The sequence below is a fragment of the Brevibacillus sp. Leaf182 genome (assembly GCF_001423865.2).
In the GTDB taxonomy this organism is placed as follows: domain Bacteria; phylum Bacillota; class Bacilli; order Brevibacillales; family Brevibacillaceae; genus Brevibacillus; species Brevibacillus brevis_C.
This window is the reverse complement of record NZ_LMPN02000033.1, coordinates 49,117-69,120: the sequence shown is the minus strand read 5'-3', so window position 1 is coordinate 69,120 and position 20,004 is coordinate 49,117. Positions and strand designations below refer to the sequence as shown.

At 47.1% G+C, this 20,004-nt stretch carries 16 protein-coding genes; 10 read left to right on the top strand and 6 right to left on the bottom strand.

What is annotated here, in order from left to right; genetic code table 11:
- Positions 1-8: 8 nt before the first annotated feature.
- Genes ASG16_RS24150 through ASG16_RS24130 form a run of 5 tightly spaced genes read left to right on the top strand, consistent with a single transcriptional unit; the run spans position 9 to position 6,389 of the window.
- Positions 9-3,206 (top strand): M14 family metallopeptidase, encoded by a 3,198-nt coding sequence (locus ASG16_RS24150; RefSeq protein ID WP_056493194.1) that lies wholly within the window; start codon positions 9-11, stop codon positions 3,204-3,206.
- On the top strand, positions 3,178-3,831 hold the full coding sequence (gene pcp / locus ASG16_RS24145; protein ID WP_056493197.1) for a pyroglutamyl-peptidase I: 654 nt from the start codon (positions 3,178-3,180) through the stop codon (positions 3,829-3,831). The genes ASG16_RS24150 and pcp overlap by 29 nt, the downstream gene beginning before the upstream one ends.
- A gap of 31 nt (positions 3,832-3,862) precedes the next feature.
- Positions 3,863-4,612 (top strand): 5-oxoprolinase subunit PxpB, encoded by a 750-nt coding sequence (gene pxpB / locus ASG16_RS24140; RefSeq protein ID WP_056493200.1) that lies wholly within the window; start codon positions 3,863-3,865, stop codon positions 4,610-4,612.
- Positions 4,613-5,620, top strand: a complete 1,008-nt coding sequence (locus ASG16_RS24135) for a 5-oxoprolinase subunit C family protein (RefSeq protein ID WP_056493203.1) — start codon at positions 4,613-4,615, stop codon at positions 5,618-5,620.
- A gap of 4 nt (positions 5,621-5,624) precedes the next feature.
- Positions 5,625-6,389 carry a LamB/YcsF family protein gene (locus ASG16_RS24130; RefSeq protein WP_056493206.1) on the top strand — a complete coding sequence of 255 codons (765 nt, stop codon included), beginning with the start codon at positions 5,625-5,627 and terminating at the stop codon, positions 6,387-6,389.
- Between the two features lie 4 nt (positions 6,390-6,393).
- On the opposite strand, the gene ASG16_RS24125 is transcribed toward ASG16_RS24130, so the two are convergent.
- From ASG16_RS24125 to ASG16_RS24115, 3 genes are read right to left on the bottom strand one after another with little or no spacing between them, the layout of a single operon-like run.
- The gene (locus tag ASG16_RS24125) at positions 6,394-7,527 is read right to left on the bottom strand and encodes a GerAB/ArcD/ProY family transporter (protein WP_056493209.1); all 1,134 of its coding nucleotides are present in this window, start codon (positions 7,525-7,527) and stop codon (positions 6,394-6,396) included.
- A gap of 21 nt (positions 7,528-7,548) precedes the next feature.
- On the bottom strand, positions 7,549-8,619 hold the full coding sequence (locus tag ASG16_RS24120; protein ID WP_056493211.1) for a Ger(x)C family spore germination protein: 1,071 nt from the start codon (positions 8,617-8,619) through the stop codon (positions 7,549-7,551).
- Between the two features lie 23 nt (positions 8,620-8,642).
- Positions 8,643-10,118, bottom strand: coding sequence for a spore germination protein (locus ASG16_RS24115; protein ID WP_056493214.1), 1,476 nt, complete (start codon positions 10,116-10,118; stop codon positions 8,643-8,645).
- Positions 10,119-10,272: 154 nt separating this feature from the next.
- Here ASG16_RS24115 and cdaS point away from each other — a divergent pair, with 154 nt between their 5' ends.
- On the top strand, positions 10,273-10,887 hold the full coding sequence (gene cdaS, locus ASG16_RS24110; protein ID WP_048032792.1) for a sporulation-specific diadenylate cyclase CdaS: 615 nt from the start codon (positions 10,273-10,275) through the stop codon (positions 10,885-10,887).
- Between the two features lie 70 nt (positions 10,888-10,957).
- Here cdaS and ASG16_RS24105 read toward each other — a convergent pair whose 3' ends face one another.
- Positions 10,958-12,184: an aminopeptidase gene (locus ASG16_RS24105; protein WP_056493217.1), complete on the bottom strand. Its 1,227-nt coding sequence runs from the start codon at positions 12,182-12,184 to the stop codon at positions 10,958-10,960.
- A 247-nt stretch (positions 12,185-12,431) separates the two neighbouring features.
- Here ASG16_RS24105 and pepF point away from each other — a divergent pair, with 247 nt between their 5' ends.
- Positions 12,432-14,231, top strand: a complete 1,800-nt coding sequence (pepF, locus tag ASG16_RS24100; RefSeq protein ID WP_056493220.1) for an oligoendopeptidase F — start codon at positions 12,432-12,434, stop codon at positions 14,229-14,231.
- Between the two features lie 80 nt (positions 14,232-14,311).
- Positions 14,312-14,641: an MGMT family protein gene (locus tag ASG16_RS24095; RefSeq protein WP_056493362.1), complete on the top strand. Its 330-nt coding sequence runs from the start codon at positions 14,312-14,314 to the stop codon at positions 14,639-14,641.
- Here ASG16_RS24095 and ASG16_RS24090 read toward each other — a convergent pair.
- Positions 14,638-14,997 carry a Lin0512 family protein gene (locus ASG16_RS24090; RefSeq protein ID WP_056493222.1) on the bottom strand — a complete coding sequence of 120 codons (360 nt, stop codon included), beginning with the start codon at positions 14,995-14,997 and terminating at the stop codon, positions 14,638-14,640. The genes ASG16_RS24095 and ASG16_RS24090 overlap by 4 nt on opposite strands.
- A 167-nt stretch (positions 14,998-15,164) precedes the next feature.
- Between ASG16_RS24090 and ASG16_RS24085 the strand changes: the two genes are divergently transcribed.
- Entirely contained in the window at positions 15,165-17,129 is a 1,965-nt protein-coding gene (locus ASG16_RS24085) for an ATP-dependent DNA helicase (protein ID WP_056493225.1), read from the top strand.
- Positions 17,130-17,172: 43 nt separating this feature from the next.
- Here ASG16_RS24085 and ASG16_RS24080 read toward each other — a convergent pair whose 3' ends face one another.
- A complete protein-coding gene (locus ASG16_RS24080) occupies positions 17,173-18,789 on the bottom strand; it encodes a multicopper oxidase family protein (RefSeq protein WP_056493229.1) in 1,617 nt (538 codons plus the stop codon).
- A 188-nt stretch (positions 18,790-18,977) separates the two neighbouring features.
- Between ASG16_RS24080 and ASG16_RS24075 the strand changes: the two genes are divergently transcribed.
- The gene (locus ASG16_RS24075; RefSeq protein WP_017248292.1) at positions 18,978-19,178 is read left to right on the top strand and encodes a hypothetical protein; all 201 of its coding nucleotides are present in this window, start codon (positions 18,978-18,980) and stop codon (positions 19,176-19,178) included.
- Positions 19,179-20,004 lie beyond the last annotated feature (826 nt).

Genomic DNA, 20,004 nt, shown 5'->3' with positions numbered 1-20,004 from the left:
GCTAACCAATGAGAGGGCTAGGTGATATTTTTACAACGAAAGGGTTAGTTGCGGACCGAAACAATGACGGTGTAGCTGATTCGTTGTCTGTTTCCTTCTGTTTTCAAACGGGAATCGTCGTAGAAGGATTCATTGATTTTTGTGCCCGATTAGGCCTTGAAACAAGTGAGCTGGATCTGCCCTCCATTCGTATGGAAGATTCACCGATGGTTGCTAGCAGCACGAAAAGCGGTGAGTGGCTGTGCACAGTATGTATCGAGCCATCATGCGACATAGAGGAGGCGTCATGCACTCTCGATCGAGGGAACAATCGGATTGCTTTCGTTGGTGGAAGCGAGGAGAGTCTTAGCCGATTACTGCGCTGGATGGCGGCATATTGGACAGATGGAGCACCTGCAACGACTTCACTCGGCGACATTGAAAGGATTCGTTGTTCTTTACAGGAAGTTCAACTATATGTTCGTGCGGATGCTGCGCCTGTCTGTCAGATCGCGATACCCCAGTATGCGCTGATGAGCTCGCATGAGGGAAGTCCTATCGTAGAGAGACCAACTCCACTTGATAGTCTGACAGAGCTATGGACAACGGCAGGGTTCTATCAAGCGGGGCGCACGGATTTAACGAGTCGGACAGACGTATTTTTTACAGGAATCAATACTGTAGAGGCGGTTATGTCTGCCGCCCGCTTTGCAGCTCGGATTGGTCTAGCCTCGACCGGGATACATTTCCCGCTCACAGGAGAAGCAAATCGGATTGCGGAGCTCACTTTTTCCTTACACATGAATGGTGAAGCACCTCTAGCAAGTGGAGTGGTCGAAGTAATCCCAGACCCTAGAGAAAAGACAACAAGAGTCATCCAGCTTTCAGGGGGAGGACAAGCGATAGTTGCGGCGCTTGATTATTTCGGGACTGCCACTTCGCACCGACTCGGGGGGACTTTTGGTGCATGGGAAGAATCAGACGAGCCAAAAGAGAAGGAATTCCCCCTATTTATAGAGAAAACATGGAAAGACCAGGGCGAACGAAATGAGATAGAACAGTTGTTTCATGAGCAGTTGATCGCGATTGCTAGTCAAAAGGAGACGACCGGGTGCTTATCTTCTCCGCTTGCGGTCACCGCTTTTTTGTCAGAACCAAAAGAAATTCGACGTGCGTTGGAGCGATGCTGGAAGAGCGCAATCACGGAGCTGCTTCCGGATAACGATAATACGGTACATATTCACTCTGCTTTTAAACCAGGTTTGTGCTGGATAAAAGAAACGATTTTGCCGTCTCTTGTACGAGGGGAACGAGTAGAACGAATTTTGATCTCTTTCCAACGAGAAGAAAGAGAAGGCGGGATGGAGCTTTCTCATCGATGGCTTCAAGAATTATACCCCGTTGATCAGTTGTTGGAAAAAGAATTGGGCTTGTCTTTGGCGCAAATATCATTCGTGATGGATGAGAACCTACCGACTACTTACCAAGTCGAGGCTTGGGGAGTCGGACTTGCGCACTTAGGTACATGGAATTTGGATGTACCTGTATCCACAGTGCTGTATGCCGACGAGCAAAGTCGAGCCTATCCAACTACGTCAGGACTCTTCTTTTCCTATGAAACAACAAAAGAACAATTCTTGGTTCCTACGGATCGAGAGAGGTTTTGGCAATTCTATACGCAGCAATTTTTACCTGAGTTGACAGAAGAATTGTTATGTAAACAAAATGAACCGTATCAAGGAAACATTCCGCTCTTTCATTCGATAGAGGTAGCCGTCACTATGAGTGAACAGGAAGAACGGCTAGACATAGACGAAGAAACAATATCGTCGTTAGAAGCGTTGCATGAAGATATTTATTTTTATACGCTGGACTACTATGCGTATTTGGGTGAAAGAAAAACGGGAGTGGCGTGGAATTCTCCTGGGGCGGTGCGACCATTTGTAAAGGTCAAGCCAGCAAGCTCTCCAGAGGCAACCATTCGCGTAAAAGAATATAAAGAAGAACAAGCTTTCTCTATCAAAACGACTCATTTATATTTCGAGGCAGAGCAATCTGCTCCTGTAAAAGCTCGCATCCTGAGAACGAACGAAAAGAATAGCAGCATCGAAGAACGGAAGCTTCCTTATCTACACCGAAACCATCATCCAGATATGGGCGAATGGGCAGAGCTGACTACACATCCGTCTGTACATATGTGGGAAGTAGAGAAATCGTTTGAAGGACGGCCGATTTTTGCTGTGGAGGTAACAGCACCCCAGATTTCCAAATACGTATCAACGCACAAGCTATCTCTGTATAAACCAACCATTTTGCTCGAAACCGGACATCATCCAAACGAGGTTTCCAGTATGCCTGCTGCACGTGAGCTGGTGGCAGAGCTCATAACCGAAAAAATGGAGTGGCTTACTCGTTTCAATCTGGTCGTGATTCCATTTGCCAATCCGGATGGGGTCGCACTTCATCAAGAGCTCGTCAAGGATAATCCATTTTGGAAGCATCATGCTGCCCGTTATAATGCCGTTGGATTAGAGTATACCAATCACCGTTTTCAGCCGAGTGTTTTTGGTGAATCGCGGGTAGTTCCCCAACTGTTTTATCGCTGGTTGCCGGATGTGATCATCGATGATCACGGAATCCCTTCTCATGAATGGACACAACCATTCGCAGGGTACAATAGCCCGCCGAGATTCCCTGTATCTTATTGGATGCCGATTTCACTCTTTTATGGAATTGGCCGCGAGATGGAGCGATCTGAGTACCCTCATCATGCTGTCGCTCTTGATACGATTCAAAAGGCAGCCGAGGAAGGGCTGAGACATCACCCACGTCTGTGGAACAAAAATAAACGCTTTATCGAGCGCTACATTCGGTATGGACATAACTGGGAGCCCGCCATTTTCCCGTTGCCTACAGATCAAGATTTCTTGTTTTATCGTTGGCCTACAAAGCCGAACAGAACCTCTCCTTCCTTACTCTCTCGTTTTCCTGAATGGGTGACGCTTGATTTAATAACGGAAGCGGCTGATGAGACGGTCGCGGGAGGAGCATTGCGAGATTGCATAGAAACCCATAAGGTTTTCAATCGTGCTGTCATGGAGTGTGTGGCATCCAGTCCACGGCGTGTTTCTCGACAGCATGGACAAGACCATATTCGACTTTCACGAATAAGACCGATGCGGATCGGAGGAGACAATCATGAAGACCATTTTAGTAACAGGGTTTGATCCTTTTGGTGGAGAAACGGTTAACCCTGCTTGGGAATCGGTAAAAGAGCTGGGAAAAATCGAGTCTGATTTGTATAAAGTAGAGTTGCGCCAAATTCCTACGGTTTTTGAAAAATCTATTGAACATCTGTACACAGCAATAGAAGAAACGAATCCGGACATCGTGCTATGTATCGGTCAGGCAGGTGGACGAGGAGATATTGCGGTTGAGCGTGTAGCAATTAACGTCAATGATGCTCGAATCCCGGATAATGAAGGAAATCAGCCAATTGATACACCGATCAGGGAAAACGGTCCTACTGGCTACTGGTCTACATTGCCAATCAAAGCGATTGTACATGAATTAAAACAACAAGGAATTCCGGCTTCCATATCGCAGACGGCCGGTACCTATGTGTGCAACCATCTTTTTTATGGATTGATGCATTACCTTGCTGAGAATGAGAAAAAAGCTTCCGTACGCGGAGGGTTCATCCATATCCCTTATTTGCCTGAACAGGCTGCAAGGCAAGCAGGGCAGCCAAGCATGGCATTGGAAACCATTGTAAAAGGCTTGCGATTGGCAATCGAGACGACCATATCTAATGATCGGGATATTGTCATGGAAGGCGGACAAATTAGCTGAGCAGGAGGAGAAACCCTCCTCCCTTCCATTCATGTGGAAGTGCCGATATTCGAAAATGGAGGGAAAAACGTTGCCTAGATATGAATTCTCTCCTCTTGGGGACTCGGGTGTCATGGTCAAACTAGGAGAGGTTATCGATCAACAGACCCATGAGAAGGTCATCCTATTCTGTGAATACCTACAGGAGCATCCTTTCCCCGGTATGATCGAATCTGTACCTGGCTTTACGACTGTTACAGTCTATTACGATCCGATTACTCTTTTCGATCCACTTGATGATATTTTGCCATACGATCGTGCCGTTGCTATTCTTGAGCAAATGTCGCAGCAAATCTCCAGCACTCACTCTAAAGAGTACAGACTGGTAGAAATCCCGGTTTGTTATGGTGGGAGCTTTGGTCCAGATCTGGAGGTAGTCGCCAAACAAAATGGTCTTAGTATAGAGGAAGTGATATCGATCCATTCGACAACAGAGTACCTGGTGTACATGATCGGATTTGCTCCCGGCTTTCCGTATCTCGGTGGAATGGATGAGCGACTGGCCACGCCGAGACGTTCCTCGCCACGACTATCTATTCCGATGGGGAGTGTAGGGATCGGAGGATTGCAAACAGGTATTTATTCGATAGAGAGCCCAGGTGGGTGGCAAATTATCGGAAGAACACCATTGCGCTTATTTCGGGCAGATGAAAGTTCTCCAAGTCTCTTGTGCGCTGGTGATAAAGTTCGCTTCCGTCCTATCTCCGAGCGGGAATACGATAACGGGGAGAAGGTGTACTAAGTGAGTGTCGAGGTGATTACGCCAGGACTTTGCACGACTGTTCAAGATACAGGTAGATTTGGCTTTCAGCAGTATGGGGTTAGTGTCAGCGGGGTGATGGACAAGCAAGCTGTACAGATTGCGAACATGTTAGTTGGCAATCAAGAAACGGATGCGGTTCTGGAGCTGACGATGAGAGGTCCAAGCTTATTGTTTCATAGGGACATGCTAATAGCCATTTGTGGTGGTGACTTCAAAGTCACGATCAATGATAGATCCGTCTTACCCAATCGAGCAGTCTGGATCAGGAGTGGAAGCATCTTGAAGTTTGGCCTGGCCAAGGAAGGCTGTCGCGCCTATCTCGCAGTCGCAGGCGGATGGGATGTGCCACTTGTGATGGGAAGTCGCAGTACGAATCTCCGTGCAAGCTTCGGAGGCTTTGCGGGTAGAATGCTTGCGGCAGGAGATAAGCTAGTTCAAAGTCCTCCAGGTTCATTCAGTCAATTTCTCGCTAACCAATTGGAAAAAAAGGCAGGAGCGGCTCCCTTCTACCAAGCGAATTGGTTTATCCCTTCTAGTACGTTTGTCAAAAATGGAGAAGCAGTTGTACGGGTAATACAAGGCGAGCAATTCGCAGATTTTACGGAAGAGAGTCGTCAAAGCTTTTTCGAACAAACCTTTCAAGTGTCTACTCAATCAGACAGGATGGGGTATCGTTTAACAGGACCGGCGCTCGAACTTACGCAGTCAATGGAACTGATCTCGGCTGCGGTCACCATTGGTACGATTCAGGTTCCGCCAAACGGTCAACCTATTATCCTGATGGCAGACAGACAAACCATTGGCGGTTATCCGAAGATAGGCTATGTGCCGACTATAGATTTGCCGATCGTCGCTCAGTTGCGGCCAGGCGAAAAGATTCACTTTCAAGAAATTTCTCTGCGTGATGCTCAGAAGGCGCTTATCGAGAGGGATTCATTGATGAAGGCGATCAAGCTTGGCATAGAAGTAACCGTGGGATGGAGGTAAAAAGATGAAAACAGTAGATCTAAACTGTGATATGGGAGAGAGTTTTGGCGCCTATCAGTTGGGCAACGATCAAGAAATTTTGTCCTATATCACCTCTGCAAATGTGGCATGTGGTTTCCATGCTGGCGATCCTGCAACGATGAGAAAAACAGTAAGAATGGCAGTAGAGGCAGGTGTGGCAATCGGTGCCCACCCCGGATTCGCTGATTTGATCGGTTTCGGTCGCCGCAACATGGAGATTTCCCCTGAAGAAGTCTACGATCTAGTCGTGTATCAAATCGGCGCCTTGCAAGCGTTTGTACGGGCAGAAGGGGGCGTCATGCATCATGTGAAGCCACATGGGGCCTTGTACAATATGGCAGCCACAAGACCCGCTCTGGCTGAGTCTATCGCCTTGGCCATCTACAAAGTAAATCCGGAACTGGTACTGTATGGCTTGGCGGGAAGCGAGTTGACGCGTGCTGGGGAGAAAATCGGTCTTGCTACGGCGCACGAAGTGTTTGCCGACCGTACATATCAGCAGGATGGCACACTGACACCGCGCAATCAGCCGAATGCGATGATTACAGACCAACAGCAATCTCTTCAGCAAGTCATTCGTATGGTAAGTGAAGGACTTGTCTTGACCCAGCAAGGCGTGGATATCCCGATTCAGGCCGATTCCATTTGTATTCACGGCGACGGTGCCCATGCGTTGGAGTTCGCACAGAGCATCCGAGAAGCTTTGTCAGGAGCTGGGATTACAATCGCAGCACGAAAAGCTCGATAGACATCTATCGGGCTTTTTCTGTTTCCGCCCCAGGAGTTTGGTATCGTGCGGTACTTCGCTTTTTCCCCCAGAGGAGGAAGAGCAAGAACAACAGTGGTATATAGCCATAAATGAAAACGAGGCTCACTTTCCCATAATAATCGAGTGCCATGAGCAAAGGAGTCGTACCTTCGAGCAGATAGGAGCCCATTGCCAAAGACGCTAAGAGAAGCAAGAGGGCACGGAATTGACTGATACAAAATATCTGTTTCATTCCGCGAGTAACCCCCCATAGGTTGAGACAGATGTTTGGCAAAATCACGAACAGCCATAGAGAGATCACAATGAACTCCAGTCGCTGCAAAATCGGAATTTCGACGATTTTGAGCATGGTCAAGGTCGGCCAAATAATCTTATCCAGTTCACCATGGCTAAACATGAGGAATGTTACGATAGCGACGGCTACATACAGGAACGTGCTGAAAAGGACGCCAGCGTGAGCCCATTTTTGCGAGTGAGCTGCTCGTTTGATAAATGGGTAGTAAAAGAACAGTAATTCAAAACCCATATAATTGATAACAGCGTCTTTGGCAGACGCCAATAGGGAGGGGAGGTTATGCGAAAACATCGGGAACAAGTTATTCGGGTGGGCGTACTCGAAAGGGAAAAGAAACAAAGGAAGCATCAAAATCGCCGGAATCACCACACCGATAAAGCAGACGCCCGTAACCGTGCGAAAACCACCAGCGACAATGTACAGAATGAGGAGCAAGATAATGAACGTCGTACTCCAGGTATGCATGAGAGGGAAAATAAACTGCTTCACAATACTGACGTAAGAACGCAAGATGAGAAAAGCAGCCATCCAGATGTAGATTAATACCACAAAGCTCATTACTTTTCCTACCCATTTTCCAAAGCAGAGCTCGTGAAGGGAGAACAAATCATGACTGCCCGCATTCAACATAAAATAGAGCATCCAAACAATGAGATGGATGCTTGCCCCAGCAAGTAGAACCGAGATCCAGGCATCGTATCCGGCATGAGTTACGATTGTCCGTTGAAACCCTAGTATCCCGACCCCCACGATATTGGCATGCACGAGAAAGAATACAAAAAAAGGTGAAACCATCGCGTTTTCCCGAATGGAAGTACTCACCTGATCCCTCCTGGTTATTCATTACTCACCCGTTTGCTCCAGCTTAATTGAAGCAGTCACTGCGATTTTCATCTGTGGATAAATCCTTTTAAAGTGCGAGTAGTCCCATGAAGTGCTTCGACTGCGAACCAAATCACCAAATCCAACCGGATCAACGCCAAGCTTTTGTAGATGCTTCACAAAGCTCGTCGCCTCCTTTTGCAGGTACGAGGAAAGTTCTTTTTCCATTTGACGCAATACTTGTGGATCGGACAATTGCAGCCACTTCGAATAATCTTTGACTTGCCCATTTACCGTGAGCTTTACCTTAATGCTGGGGACAGGCTCTGCCGTATTGATATCGAATGCGGCATGGGAATGAAGAGTTTTCAACAGTCCGGATTCTTTTTGATTGTTTATGGTCACTTCAAATGGAATTTGACCACTCTTGGCTTTTTCGACCATGATTTTTAGCAAAAAGCTTTCTTTCGAATTAATGCGATGCACGAATTTGTCATCGCGGAAAAGCGCGAGACCATCCAGCTTCACTCTGTCATTATGCATGACGAAATAGGGAAGGTAAGGATCACGGCCCTCGCCGTATAAATTGAATAAGAAAATATGCAGGTTGGTCTTGGGCAAATTCAGGGTCTTGATATTTTGAGCGACACTATCGGAGATGAAAAAAGGGACTTGCGTATGACGGATGCCCTCCAAAATTGTCAATGCCTTTGGTTCCGCCACACCGAGTTGGAGGCGAAAACCAATAGACGGATCGCGGCAAAGTGTATGTACGAGCGTTTCCACTCCGTTTTCAGCATATTTCCTCCCGACAATGACGGAGCGTAATTGCCCTAGCTCCACTTGAGAAGGTGTAATGGCATTAAAATCAGGGAGGATCGTAAATAAATTCGAGCTTTTTGTTTCCAGCAACTCTACCTGTGTCTTTTCCTTTCCGTACACGTGAGTGATGGCTGCCCCTTTAATCTTTTGATCGTCGATATCGAGCCCCAGTGAATGAATCAGTTGTACTTCGCTGACGATTCGAGTCGAAGAGCAGCCAGCTATGATCCATATAAAAAACACCAGTATCCATTTGCTTTTTGCAACCATGGTTTCCTCGATGGCTCCTTCATCTATTCATCAATGTCTCTTTTCTGAGTGGCCTTGTCAGGATCGTATCTCCACTGTGAGATGACGCGCATAACAGAAGACCTTCTGGCCGTTCTGCTATAGGAAGAGCGAATGAAGCTGTCCGCGAAGCTACGTCTGCGAAAAGGGTAAAGCGGAGCCAGGTAAGGTGTTCCTAACGATTTAAGCTGAAGAAGATGAGTTAGCATGAACATGAGACCGATGGCAATTCCAAGCCCGCCCCATATTCCAGACAAAATAATGAGCGGGAAGCGCAGGAAACGAATCGTATTTGACATTTTGTAAATGGGGGTAGTGAAAGAGGCAAGCGCCGACAGAGCAACGATGATCAGCAATATATTGCTGGTCAAGGCAGCTTCTACAGATGCTTGACCAATGACGATTCCACCTACGATTCCAAGAGTCTGTCCGACTTTTGTCGGGAGCCTTGCACCTGCTTCTCGCAAGAACTCGATCGTCAGCTCCAGGAAGAGCACCTCTAAAACGGGGGGAAACGGGACGTATTTCCTCGATAAAATAATGGGTGCCAGCATGTCTTGCGGAATCATTTCCAAATGGAAAGTGAGAACCGCCGTATAGGCAGGTGTCATTAAAATAGAAAAAAGCACACCAAAAATGCGAATCAACCGAAATAAAGACGATAAGATCCACGGTAAATAATAATCCTCGGGAGAAATGAAGAAATCAAAAATCGTGGTTGGACCGGTAATGACATACGGAGATGCATCGGAAATAATCACGATTTGCCCGAGGGTTAACGCATAGATGACCCGGTCAATCCTTTCTGTAGACAAAAACAATGGGAAAGGGGTATTCGAATTATCACTCATGATTTGATCGAGCTGTGATGAATCAAAAATAATATCGAAGTCGATCTCCTGTAGTCTTTGCTCAACAGTTTCAATGTGCTGAGGATTCGTAATACCAGACAAATAAACAACGGCGATGCGCGTATGAGAGAGCGTACCTAAGGTTAACTCTCGAATGATTAATTTGGGTGTGCTGATTTGCTGGCGAATAAGATGCAGGTTGATATCGATATTTTCAACGAAGCCTACCTTTGGTCCAACGACACTAAACTCGTTTTCCGTGTCATTGTCCGTTCGCAGTCCTTCAGTCGGATTGGCTAGATTGATGAGGGCGAAGAACTGTAGATTGTCTTTCGATTGGATGGCAGCATAGCCTGTCATGATTTTGGAGACGACTGTCTGTATGTTGTCTGTATAAATAATATCCTCCACATAGATAAAGCGGGAAAAGTGGCGCAGATCCGTGATTGATTCATTTGCTTCCATACGCTCTTGGAGGGGGCGCAAGAGATTTTTTTGCAGCAGCTCTGTTTTTATCAAGGTTTGATAGTACGAAATAACAAAAGGACTTTCCTCGTTCAGCAGGGGATAATACTTAAAATCATTCGAGATTTGTGCGATGGAAAGAAACTCATTCCATTTCGTTATCATTCGGTTTCGCTCCATAAGCTGTTCATCATTTGTGTGTTACTATGTCCGGTTTGTAGTGGAATTATCATCAAGGAAATAGAATGATTTCCTACAGGGAGGGGAACAATCAAACAAAGGACGAAACGTGAAGAGAAATGGAAATTGAGGGGTTCATATGCTAGAAGTTAACTGTGATACATCATCGCTGAAGGCTGAATTGCTGCAAGAGCTGAGGGGAATATCCGTTACGTTAGATGAGAGCATCCATGCGTTAAAAAATGAAAACGAATGTGTGCTCGGGACGTTTGATCAAATACGGACGAAGTTTAGCCGACTCGAAACAGTAGCAGCCTCCTTTTATTTACAATGCTATCTCTCACCCTATACGGAAAAATATCTGGATTTATCCAAGGCCGTGCAGCACTTGGCCAAAAGGCGCCAAGGAGCATTAATTGTCGTTGAGCGTGAGGACCCGCTTGATCTACTGCTGCAAGCAGGCATCCCGATTGGGGCCACGGTGAGCCATTCCTTGCTGGAGTCGATCTTTTATCCCGGCAGCCCTTTGCATGATGGGGCCGTCCTGATTCGGGAAAATCATATCGTTTCCGCGGCCAATGTACTGCCATTATCTCAGGTTGTGGTAGGGGAAAAAAAACTGGGAACCAGACATCGTGCTGCTTTGGGGTTAAGTGAAAAAAGCGATGCACTGATCGTTGTTGTTTCCGAGGAAACGGGGAAAGCGTCCTTTGCCATGCAGGGACACCTGTATCCGATTATTTCACCTTCATGAAAAGAAAGAGGCTGGATTTGTCATGGATGACAGAAATCCAGCCTCTCGCTATGCCATTCTCAGGTTAAATTCAAGCCCAATTTCCGTTGCGGAATAATGGTTCACGCTTGCCGTCAGCCGTTTCTCCATCAATGTTCATCTCGGCAGAGCCGATCATGAAATCGACGTGAGTGAGGCTGATATTGATACCGCGGCTAGCCAATTCCTCATTGCTCATGTCAGCGCCACCTTCGATATTCACACTGTAGGCGTTCCCGATCGCCAAGTGGTTGGACGCATTTTCATCAAAGAGCGTGTTATAGAAAATGATATCGGATTGCGAAATAGGGGACAAATGAGGAACCAGCGCCACTTCTCCCAAATAATGCGAGCCTTCATCTGTTTCAATTAATTGCTTCAGGGACTCTTCTCCCTTTTCAGCAGTTGCCGAGACAATTCTTCCTTTTTCAAACGTCAGGGTAAAGTTCTCGATCAAATTCCCATGATAGCTCAAGGGCTTGGTGCTGCGAACGGTTCCATTGACGCCTTCTTTTAATGGCGCGGTGAATACTTCTTCTGTCGGCATATTGGCCATGAAGGAGACACCGTCTTTATTTACGCTCCCGCCGCCAATCCAAATGTGGTTTTTAGGCAACTCAATTGTCAGGTTGGTACCAGGAGCTTCGTAATGAAGGTAGCGGTACTGTTTGGCATTGAGCTGGTCCACCTTGCTGTTCAATGTCGCATGATGGTCATGCCAAGCTTGGACAGGGTCATCCATATCAGCGCGAGTGGCGCGGAAGATTGCATCCCACAGGGCAGGCTCCTGTTCCTCTTGTGGCAAATGCGGGAAGACCATGGCGGCCCATGCAGGTGATGGAACTGCAAGCACGCACCAGCTCACTTTATCAGACATGGTATAGCTGCGGAATTTATGGAGAGCTTGACCAGTTGTTTTGTTGGCAGTAGAAATGCGGTCAAGACTGACACCCTTCAGCAAATCAGGATTCGCTGCAGAAATGTAGAGAAAAGCCGCGCCATTTTCCGCCATTTCCTCTAATCCCTGTACCTTCCATTGCGGGTATTCACGAAACGCTTCTTCAGGAGCCAAATCATATTTCATCCGTGTAAGTTCATCGTCGGTCCACTCAATATGTACGTGCTTGGCACCCGCTTCGTACGCTTTTTTGGCTACCTTTCTTACAAAAGGAGCGGTAGATAGCGGAGCAGTTACTACTAACGTTTGCATAGGCTGTACGTTCACGCCGACTTTTACTGCGAGATCAGCATACCGGTCAAACAAGGTTTCAAAAGACATGGTTCATTTCCTCCTTTTAAGAACAAAAGGCTTACTTGCACTCTATCTATTTTACCTTCCCCTCCGAAATCACCTGCTTATGATTTGAAAGAATTTCCTAGGAAAGCGCAGAAAAAGACAGATTACGGCCTAATTCGAGCAAGTTATCCACTTGTTTATTTTGGTTAATTGTAGGAAAATTCAAATGAAAAGGCAAATTTATTACATAAAAAATATTTTATTGGCAGAATTAAAGGAGGCAGTCAGAGTGAAGACAAGACAAACACGTGATCAAGTCGCTGTCGAGTATACGTGGAACCTGAACGATCTATTTGAGAGCCAGGAAGCGTGGGAGCAAGAATTAGCAGAAATCATACAGCATCTGCCTGTCGTCACTGCATTCAAAGGTAAGCTGCATACGAGTGGAGAGACGTTGTTGGCATGCATGGAGGCAAACGAGGCGATCCATGTTCGGGCGAATATCGCAGCGACGTATGCCAGACTGCGCTCGTCTGAAGACGGGACGAATCCACAAAACCAAGCGAACTCTGCACGGGTAGGGGATGTCGTGTCCCAGCTAAACGCTGCGCTTTCTTTTATCCATTCCGAGATTTTGGCTTTGCCTGAAGGAAAAATCGAGAGCTTCTTGGAGGAAGAACCAGGACTCGAAATATTCCGCAAAAGCTTGAATGATTTGCTGGAAACAAAGCCGTACCGACTGTCTGCCGAGACGGAAGAAGCGTTTGCGGCGATGGGCGAGGTTTTCTCTGCACCATACAACATATATGCACGCGGAAAGCTTTCGGACATGTCATTTGCACCCGTCCATGATGGAGAGGGAAATGAACGCCCAGTATCCTTCGCGCTGTTTGAGACCGATTATGAAATGTCTTCCGATACGACGCTGCGCCGTGCTTCGTATGAATCTTTCTCGAAGACACTCGCTTCCTACCAGAACTCCTTCGCTGCGGTATACGCGACAGAGGTGAAAAAACAGACCGTCATGTCTCGCCTTCGTGGCTATGAGACCGTAACGGACATGCTGCTTAAGCCACAGCAAGTTACATTGGATATGTACCACAACATTCTGGATATCATCGGGAATGAACTTGCTCCGCACATGAGACGCTATGCGAAGCTGAAAGCAAAAGAGCTCGGCCTTGAGAAGTTGGCCTTTTGTGATTTGAAGGCACCGCTTGATCCAGAATTCAGCCCGCCGGTTACGATTGAAGAAGCTGGGCAAAAGATATTGGCATCCTTGCAAGTGATGGGACCAGAGTACACGGCGATCATGGAAAAAGCACTGAATGAACGCTGGATCGACTATGTAGACAACGTGGGCAAATCGACAGGTGCTTTCTGCTCAACGACATACAGCAAACACTCTTACATTCTCATTACGTGGTCAGGAAATATGCGTAGTGCTTTCACGCTGGCTCATGAGCTGGGGCATTGCGGACATTTTATGCTGGCAACAAGAGAGCAAAGCTTTACGAACTCTCGTCCATCCCTGTACTTTATCGAAGCGCCTTCCACACTCAATGAGCTCTTGCTCGCGCAGCACATCGTGGAGCAATCCGACGATCCTCGTCTGAAGCGTTGGGTCATTTTGCAATTGATGAATACGTACTACCACAACTTTGTCACGCATCTGCTAGAAGCGAGAATGCAACGAAAAGTGTACGAAGCAGCGCAAAAAGACGTACCATTGACTGCCAAACAGCTCTCCGAATGGAAAGGGCAAGTGCTCGCAGACTTCTGGGGTGATGCCGTTGATCTGGACGCGGCCGCGAGTCTTACATGGATGCGCCAACCGCACTATTACATGGGGCTGTATCCGTACACATACGCAGCTGGTTTGACCGCTTCTACAGCAATGGCAGCGAGCATCAAGCAAGAGGGACAGCCTGCTGTTGATCGTTGGATCGAGGTGCTCAAAGCTGGGGGAACATTAACGCCGCTGGAGCTAATGAAAAAAGCTGGCGTGGATATGTCAGATCCGCAGCCAATCCGCGAGGCAGTCGCATACGTCGGCAGTCTGGTTGACGAGCTGGAAAGACTGTTTTAACCTGATAAAAGAAGAAAAGGCTTGTGATCGCGAGGAATCACAAGCCTTTTTCTTTGATCAAGCAAGAAGGAGTAGTCATCATGACCGAATTTACGCAGCGCGCACTAAACATCATTGCCGGGATTCCAGCGGGCCATGTCATGACGTACGGGCAAATTGCTGCGTTGGCCGGGAGTCCAAGGGCTGCCAGACAAATCGTTCGCATCCTGCATTCCATGTCCAAAAAGCACAAGCTTCCTTGGCATCGGGTCATCAACGCCCAAGGAAAGATCGGATTGCAAGATTTGGATTCGTTCACGTTGCAAAAAATGGCCTTGGAAAGCGAAGGGATAGTCGTGTCAGCAGCAGGAGAAATAGAGTTGGAGCGTTATCGGTTTCACCCACATGTAGTGGATGAGCCGCTATTCTAGTAGCCTACCTCTACGGAAGCAATGACAATATAGGCAAGGTCGTTCTTGTCCTCTTTTTCAGCGATCACGACACCACTGCTCGTCAGCATGCCACCATCGACGATTTCGAAGGAGACTTCCCCGTATGGCAGTGCTTTACGAACCGTTTCCAAGTCGAGCTTGTCCTTGTCAGTAGGAACGGCCAGTCTCACATTTACTTTCATGTTATGGATATCGTTTCCTGGCAGGACAGAACGCAGTCCAGGCATCGAATTGTGATGGATGGCATTTTGAACAGCGCGAACTGCGGCTTTGGTGACGTTTTGTCCATGCATGTCGATGCCCATTCCTATTTCAATAAACATTACTTTTTCCATTGGTTTGTTCACTCCTGTTTCATTCTACTTTTCTACCATCCTTATCTTACCACGAAAAGGAATGGTTTTTTCTCTCATCTGTATTGTGTTTATCTTCAAGACATGTCATCATAACATGTTGGCATCTATTCTTGACGATTCTTTACATTATTGGAGGCAGGTCACAATTGGAACGTTATCCTTTTGCCTACGATCCGTCCCAGCCGTTCATCTCTCAGGTGAGTGATTGGGTAGCGGACGTTTTTTATGAAGTATTGCCTGAGGCTGGATTCGAGGTGCGTGATGAGCAAATCTACATGGCCTTTCAGCTTGAACGGGCTTTTATAGAAAAGCAAACGATTTTTGCAGAGGCGGGAGTAGGTACGGGAAAAACATTGGCTTACTTACTGTACGCCATCTGCTATGCACGATATACCAGAAAGCCCGCCATCATTGCCTGTGCGAATGAGTCGCTGATTGAGCAACTCGTAAAACCGGAAGGCGATATTGCCAAACTGGCTCGCCATCTCAACCTGACGATTGACGCGAGACTCGGAAAATCTCCGGACCAATATGTCTGTTTGCGCAAGCTGGATGAGGCGAGATTCCAGCCCGAGACAGGTGAAGCTTTCCAGCATATTTATCAAGAGCTGCCTTCGTTTGTTCATACACATGAGGCCTTGCAGTCGTTTTATCCGTACGGGGATCGCAGCATCTATCCTGACCTGGATGACCAAGAATGGGCGCAGATGAACTGGGATACTTTTCAGGATTGCTTTGTGTGCGACAGACAGCACCGCTGCGGGCAGACCCTTTCCAGAAACCATTACCGTCAGTCGGCCGAGTTGATCATTTGCTCCCATGACTTTTATATGGAGCATGTGTGGACCTATGAGATCCGCAAGCGCGGAGGTCAGTTGCCGTTGCTGCCACCGCATAGCTCGGTCATTTTTGACGAGGGTCATCTGCTGGAGCCCGCTGCCCAAAAAGCATTGACGTACAAGCTGAATCACTCCGTGTTCGAAGAAACGATTACGCGTGTCTTGAAGGGTGAGATCAGGGAAGAGCTCGCCATTGCTATTGAAGAAGCCATTGCTCAGAGCGAGGAGATGTTCTCCCGATTGAACGAAGAGAGCAAGGCCGTGATGGGCTCCAACCGCAAAGAAATCCACTTTCATCCGGAACTCGTTGCAACGATCCACCGTTTTACAAATCTCGTCAGTTGGATCGAAGAAGAGCTGGCGCTAGAGGGTGGTTTGTATACGTTGGACGAGTTCCAACTGCGAATTGTCGAGGAGCATCTGGAAATGATGCAACTGGCACTGGGACTTTTCCAAGACCCGGATCACGTTATTTCCTGGATGAGTGAAGAAATTACAGGGCCAACCTTGGTCGTCATGCCAAAAAAGGTGCAGGAAGTACTGGAAGAGCGCGTATTCTCCCAAAAAATGCCGATTGTCTTTTCCTCGGCGACTTTATCTGTTGACGGATCGTTTACGTATGTAGCGGACAGCTTGGGTATCGAACAATACCTGTCATTCTCGGTGGCTTCTCCGTACGAGTACGACAAGCAAATGGAGGTATACGTACCGACACTATCTGAGACCGACTCCTTTGCGGAAAAAATGAGACAGGCTACCCAATTGCTGCAAAAATCAGCAGGTAGTGCGCTCCTGTTGTTTTCCTCCATGGAGGAATTACAGCAATTCAAGGCCGCTATTAAAAACGAGCCTACCTGTACGGATCTGCGATTCTTGTTTGAAGGAGATGCGGAAATCAGCCATTTGATCTCTCAGTTCCAAAACGACGAGAAAAGCAGCCTCTGTGCAGTGAGCCTGTGGGAAGGGCTGGATGTTCCGGGGCCTTCGCTGTCCAATGTGATCATTTGGTCACTGCCATTCCCACCGAATGATCCGGTGTTTACAGCAAAACGAAAAAGTGCAGCGAATCCTTTCGACGAGGTAGATATGCCTTACATGCTGCTGAGACTGCGTCAAGGCATCGGGCGTTTGATCCGTTCGAGAGAGGATAGTGGTCTGGTATCGATCTTAAGTCCACAATTGAGCCAAAATGACAAGCTGAGACAGCAAGTGCAGGATGTTTTTCCGACTGGCGTAGAGTGGAAAACGTCTTTGGACGGGGTATTGGCGTAATGAAAAAGCAGGAGCCTGCGTGGCTTCCTGCTTTTTTCTATGGTTACTCTGGCATGTTGCCGACGGTAGGGTCGACGACGAAATCTGGCTTGAAGCCCTCATATTTTACTTCGGATACCATTCCTTGCGCAGCATGGCCCAAATCGTGGCAGTGGAACATCCAGTCTCCTGGATTGTCAGCTTCAAAGGCGACTACGTAAGATTCCCCCGGCAAGATGTTCAGCGTATCCTTGACCAAAGGGGAGCCTGTGATAGGCTGTCCGTTTTTGCTTAATACTTGGAAGAAATGTCCGTGCAAATGCATCGGGTGGATATCTTTTGGTGATTTGTTCACCATCGTGACTTTGACCAGATTTCCTTTTTTGACGTTGAGCGGAGGGACATCCGGAAACGTTTTTCCATTGATGGTGAAGGCCATTTTTCCATCTGCCGTTTCCGTGTTCAGATCCATTTGATACGTGATGTCATACTTCTGCTCCAGTGTAAAGCTGCTTTTTGCCGCCTCGCCGTATTTGGTGATGTCTATCGTTGGCATATCGCCAGCTTCGGATTTGGCTGTTTTTGCTTCCGAGCCTTCGTAGACGATGGGCACTACAAGGGATTTGGCGCCTGGATTCGTGCTGCGCTCCTCTAATAACCACTTGCCAGGATTGTTGGCAACAAATTCAAGATCATATCGTTCTCCTGGTCCGATATTGAGGAGCTGGCCTCCTACGAGAGGCGGATTATTGATAGGTTGCCCGTCTGTTGCTACGATTTTAAATTCATGGCCTTGCAGGTTCAGCTTGTGGTTCAAGTATCCGGCATTGATCAGGCGGATTCTGACCTTCTCGCCTTCTTTAACAGATAGCGGCTGGATTGCCGGGCCTGTTTTTCCGTTCACGGAAAAGATCGTATACATCAACGGCATCATCTCAGCGTCACTCATGGGCATTTCCATACTGCCCATGTTGTGACCACCAGAGGACGAGCTGTCGGAAGAAGGGGCACTCATGCCGTGGCTCATGCCACTTCCGTGCATTTCCGCCATGCTATCGTCCTGCATCCATTCATCCAGAACGAGGGTAAAGTCCTTATCGGCTGGCTCTGGGGTAGTCGGTTCTACGACAAGGGAACCGTACAATCCTTTGTCTACCTGTTTGGCGCTGTTTTGATGCGAGTGGTACCAGTATGTCCCGGCAACGTCCACCTTGAATTTGTAGGTGAAGCTTTCGTTTGGTTTTACGGCATTTTGGGTCACGCCAGGGATTCCGTCCATGTTATTCGGGACGGGTAAGCCATGCCAGTGAATGGTGACCGGCTCGGGCAATTCATTTTTCAACGTCACGCTGATAGTTTCTCCTTGTTTGACACGAAGCTGTGGACCAGGAACGGTTCCATTGTACGTCCATGCGTTTTTCATGGTCTTGTCATCGAGGTGGAGCATGTTTTCTTTTGCCGTAAGGGTAAACGTATTGCCTGTAAGCACCTCCATCGACGAGTCGCTGGAAGCAGACATCTGCTGCGGTTGCGTTTCTGCTGTTGTTTGGGGTGAAGAATTCATGTTGTGTCCATTATGATCCATCGTAGTATTATCAGTGGCAGTGGAGCAGGCGGATAACAGCAAAACGCCACCTAGAACCAAGGGATAAGCCCATGGGCGTATTTTCCGTTTGTTCATGTGTCTTTTCCTCCTTTGAGCTGTTGGAGAAAGCGTACCAAACGATTGTGTAGAAAACATGAAGACGGGATGTATGACACTTCTGTTACGCATTGTACAAAAATGGGAAAGTAAGCGTGAACAAATGCTATAATGGAGTATCGTACATACAGGTAATCAGTAGAATCAGACAGGGATGGTGTTCACGTTTGGGTAACGTAGATTTTGCGAGCTTGCCTTGGAATGTTTTTTGGGTTGGAGTCGCTTACTTTTTGGTCACAGGAGTCTTTTTCTGTCTTGGATTTATGCGATTGCTTTCCGAACGGGTGAAAAGCGGCATCGTATGCATGGTGATTGCGGTTGTCAGCGGTGGTTTTTTCTTGAATTATTTGTTTACTCATCACATTTAAATGTAGATAATCAAACGAAAATCCTCATCGGTGCTGGTAATCGATGGGGATTTTAATTTTGTCTTGTGTTTCCCGTTTCGATTGGCGAAAATGGAAGTGATAGGGGAATAACCGAGTTGATGTCGCTTTACTTCGGGGGATACCGATTCCAAAGCAACCATTCCTTACAAATTGCAAGAGATGATACATACAAGCTTTTGGATTTGGCATTACATCAAGCAGAAACTTATTAGCTCAAAGGTTTATCAACAAATGACAATCAGAAATGTCAATACAACTCGCAAAAAATTACGAACGGATGAGGCTGTTGATCCGTAAAACTTTTGTGACAAGTAAACACGTTGCATTTTGCATCTGACAGTGGTGGTCTGCGATGATCTACAATCGTGAAGCTGATGGGGGAAAGTATACCAGCAGCTTCTTTTTTTGTTCCGCATTTTTACCGGGAAAAAACATAGTCAGAATGTAAACAGTTTGTAACGAGTTATCCCCCGAAACCGTCATATAATCAGGTTACAAACAACTATTCAGCAAGAGTCTACCGTAAGACAAGGACCGGGTAATTTCCGTGTGAAGTCATCCAATATAAGGAGGTGTGATGCATATATAAGGGAGTAAGAGACCAGAAAACAACGAGATAGTGAGTAGTTCATCACATCCTGAATACGGGCAACGATGATGGGAAGAATTCATTTTCCATAAAGATAATGAACGAGACCAACCCCCGTTTTCGCACGATTCCAGAAACAGGGGTTTTTGTATTCATAGAGCACGCAATTCCCGATGTGTAATGACTGCCCCCAACAACAAATGATGAAAACAGAAC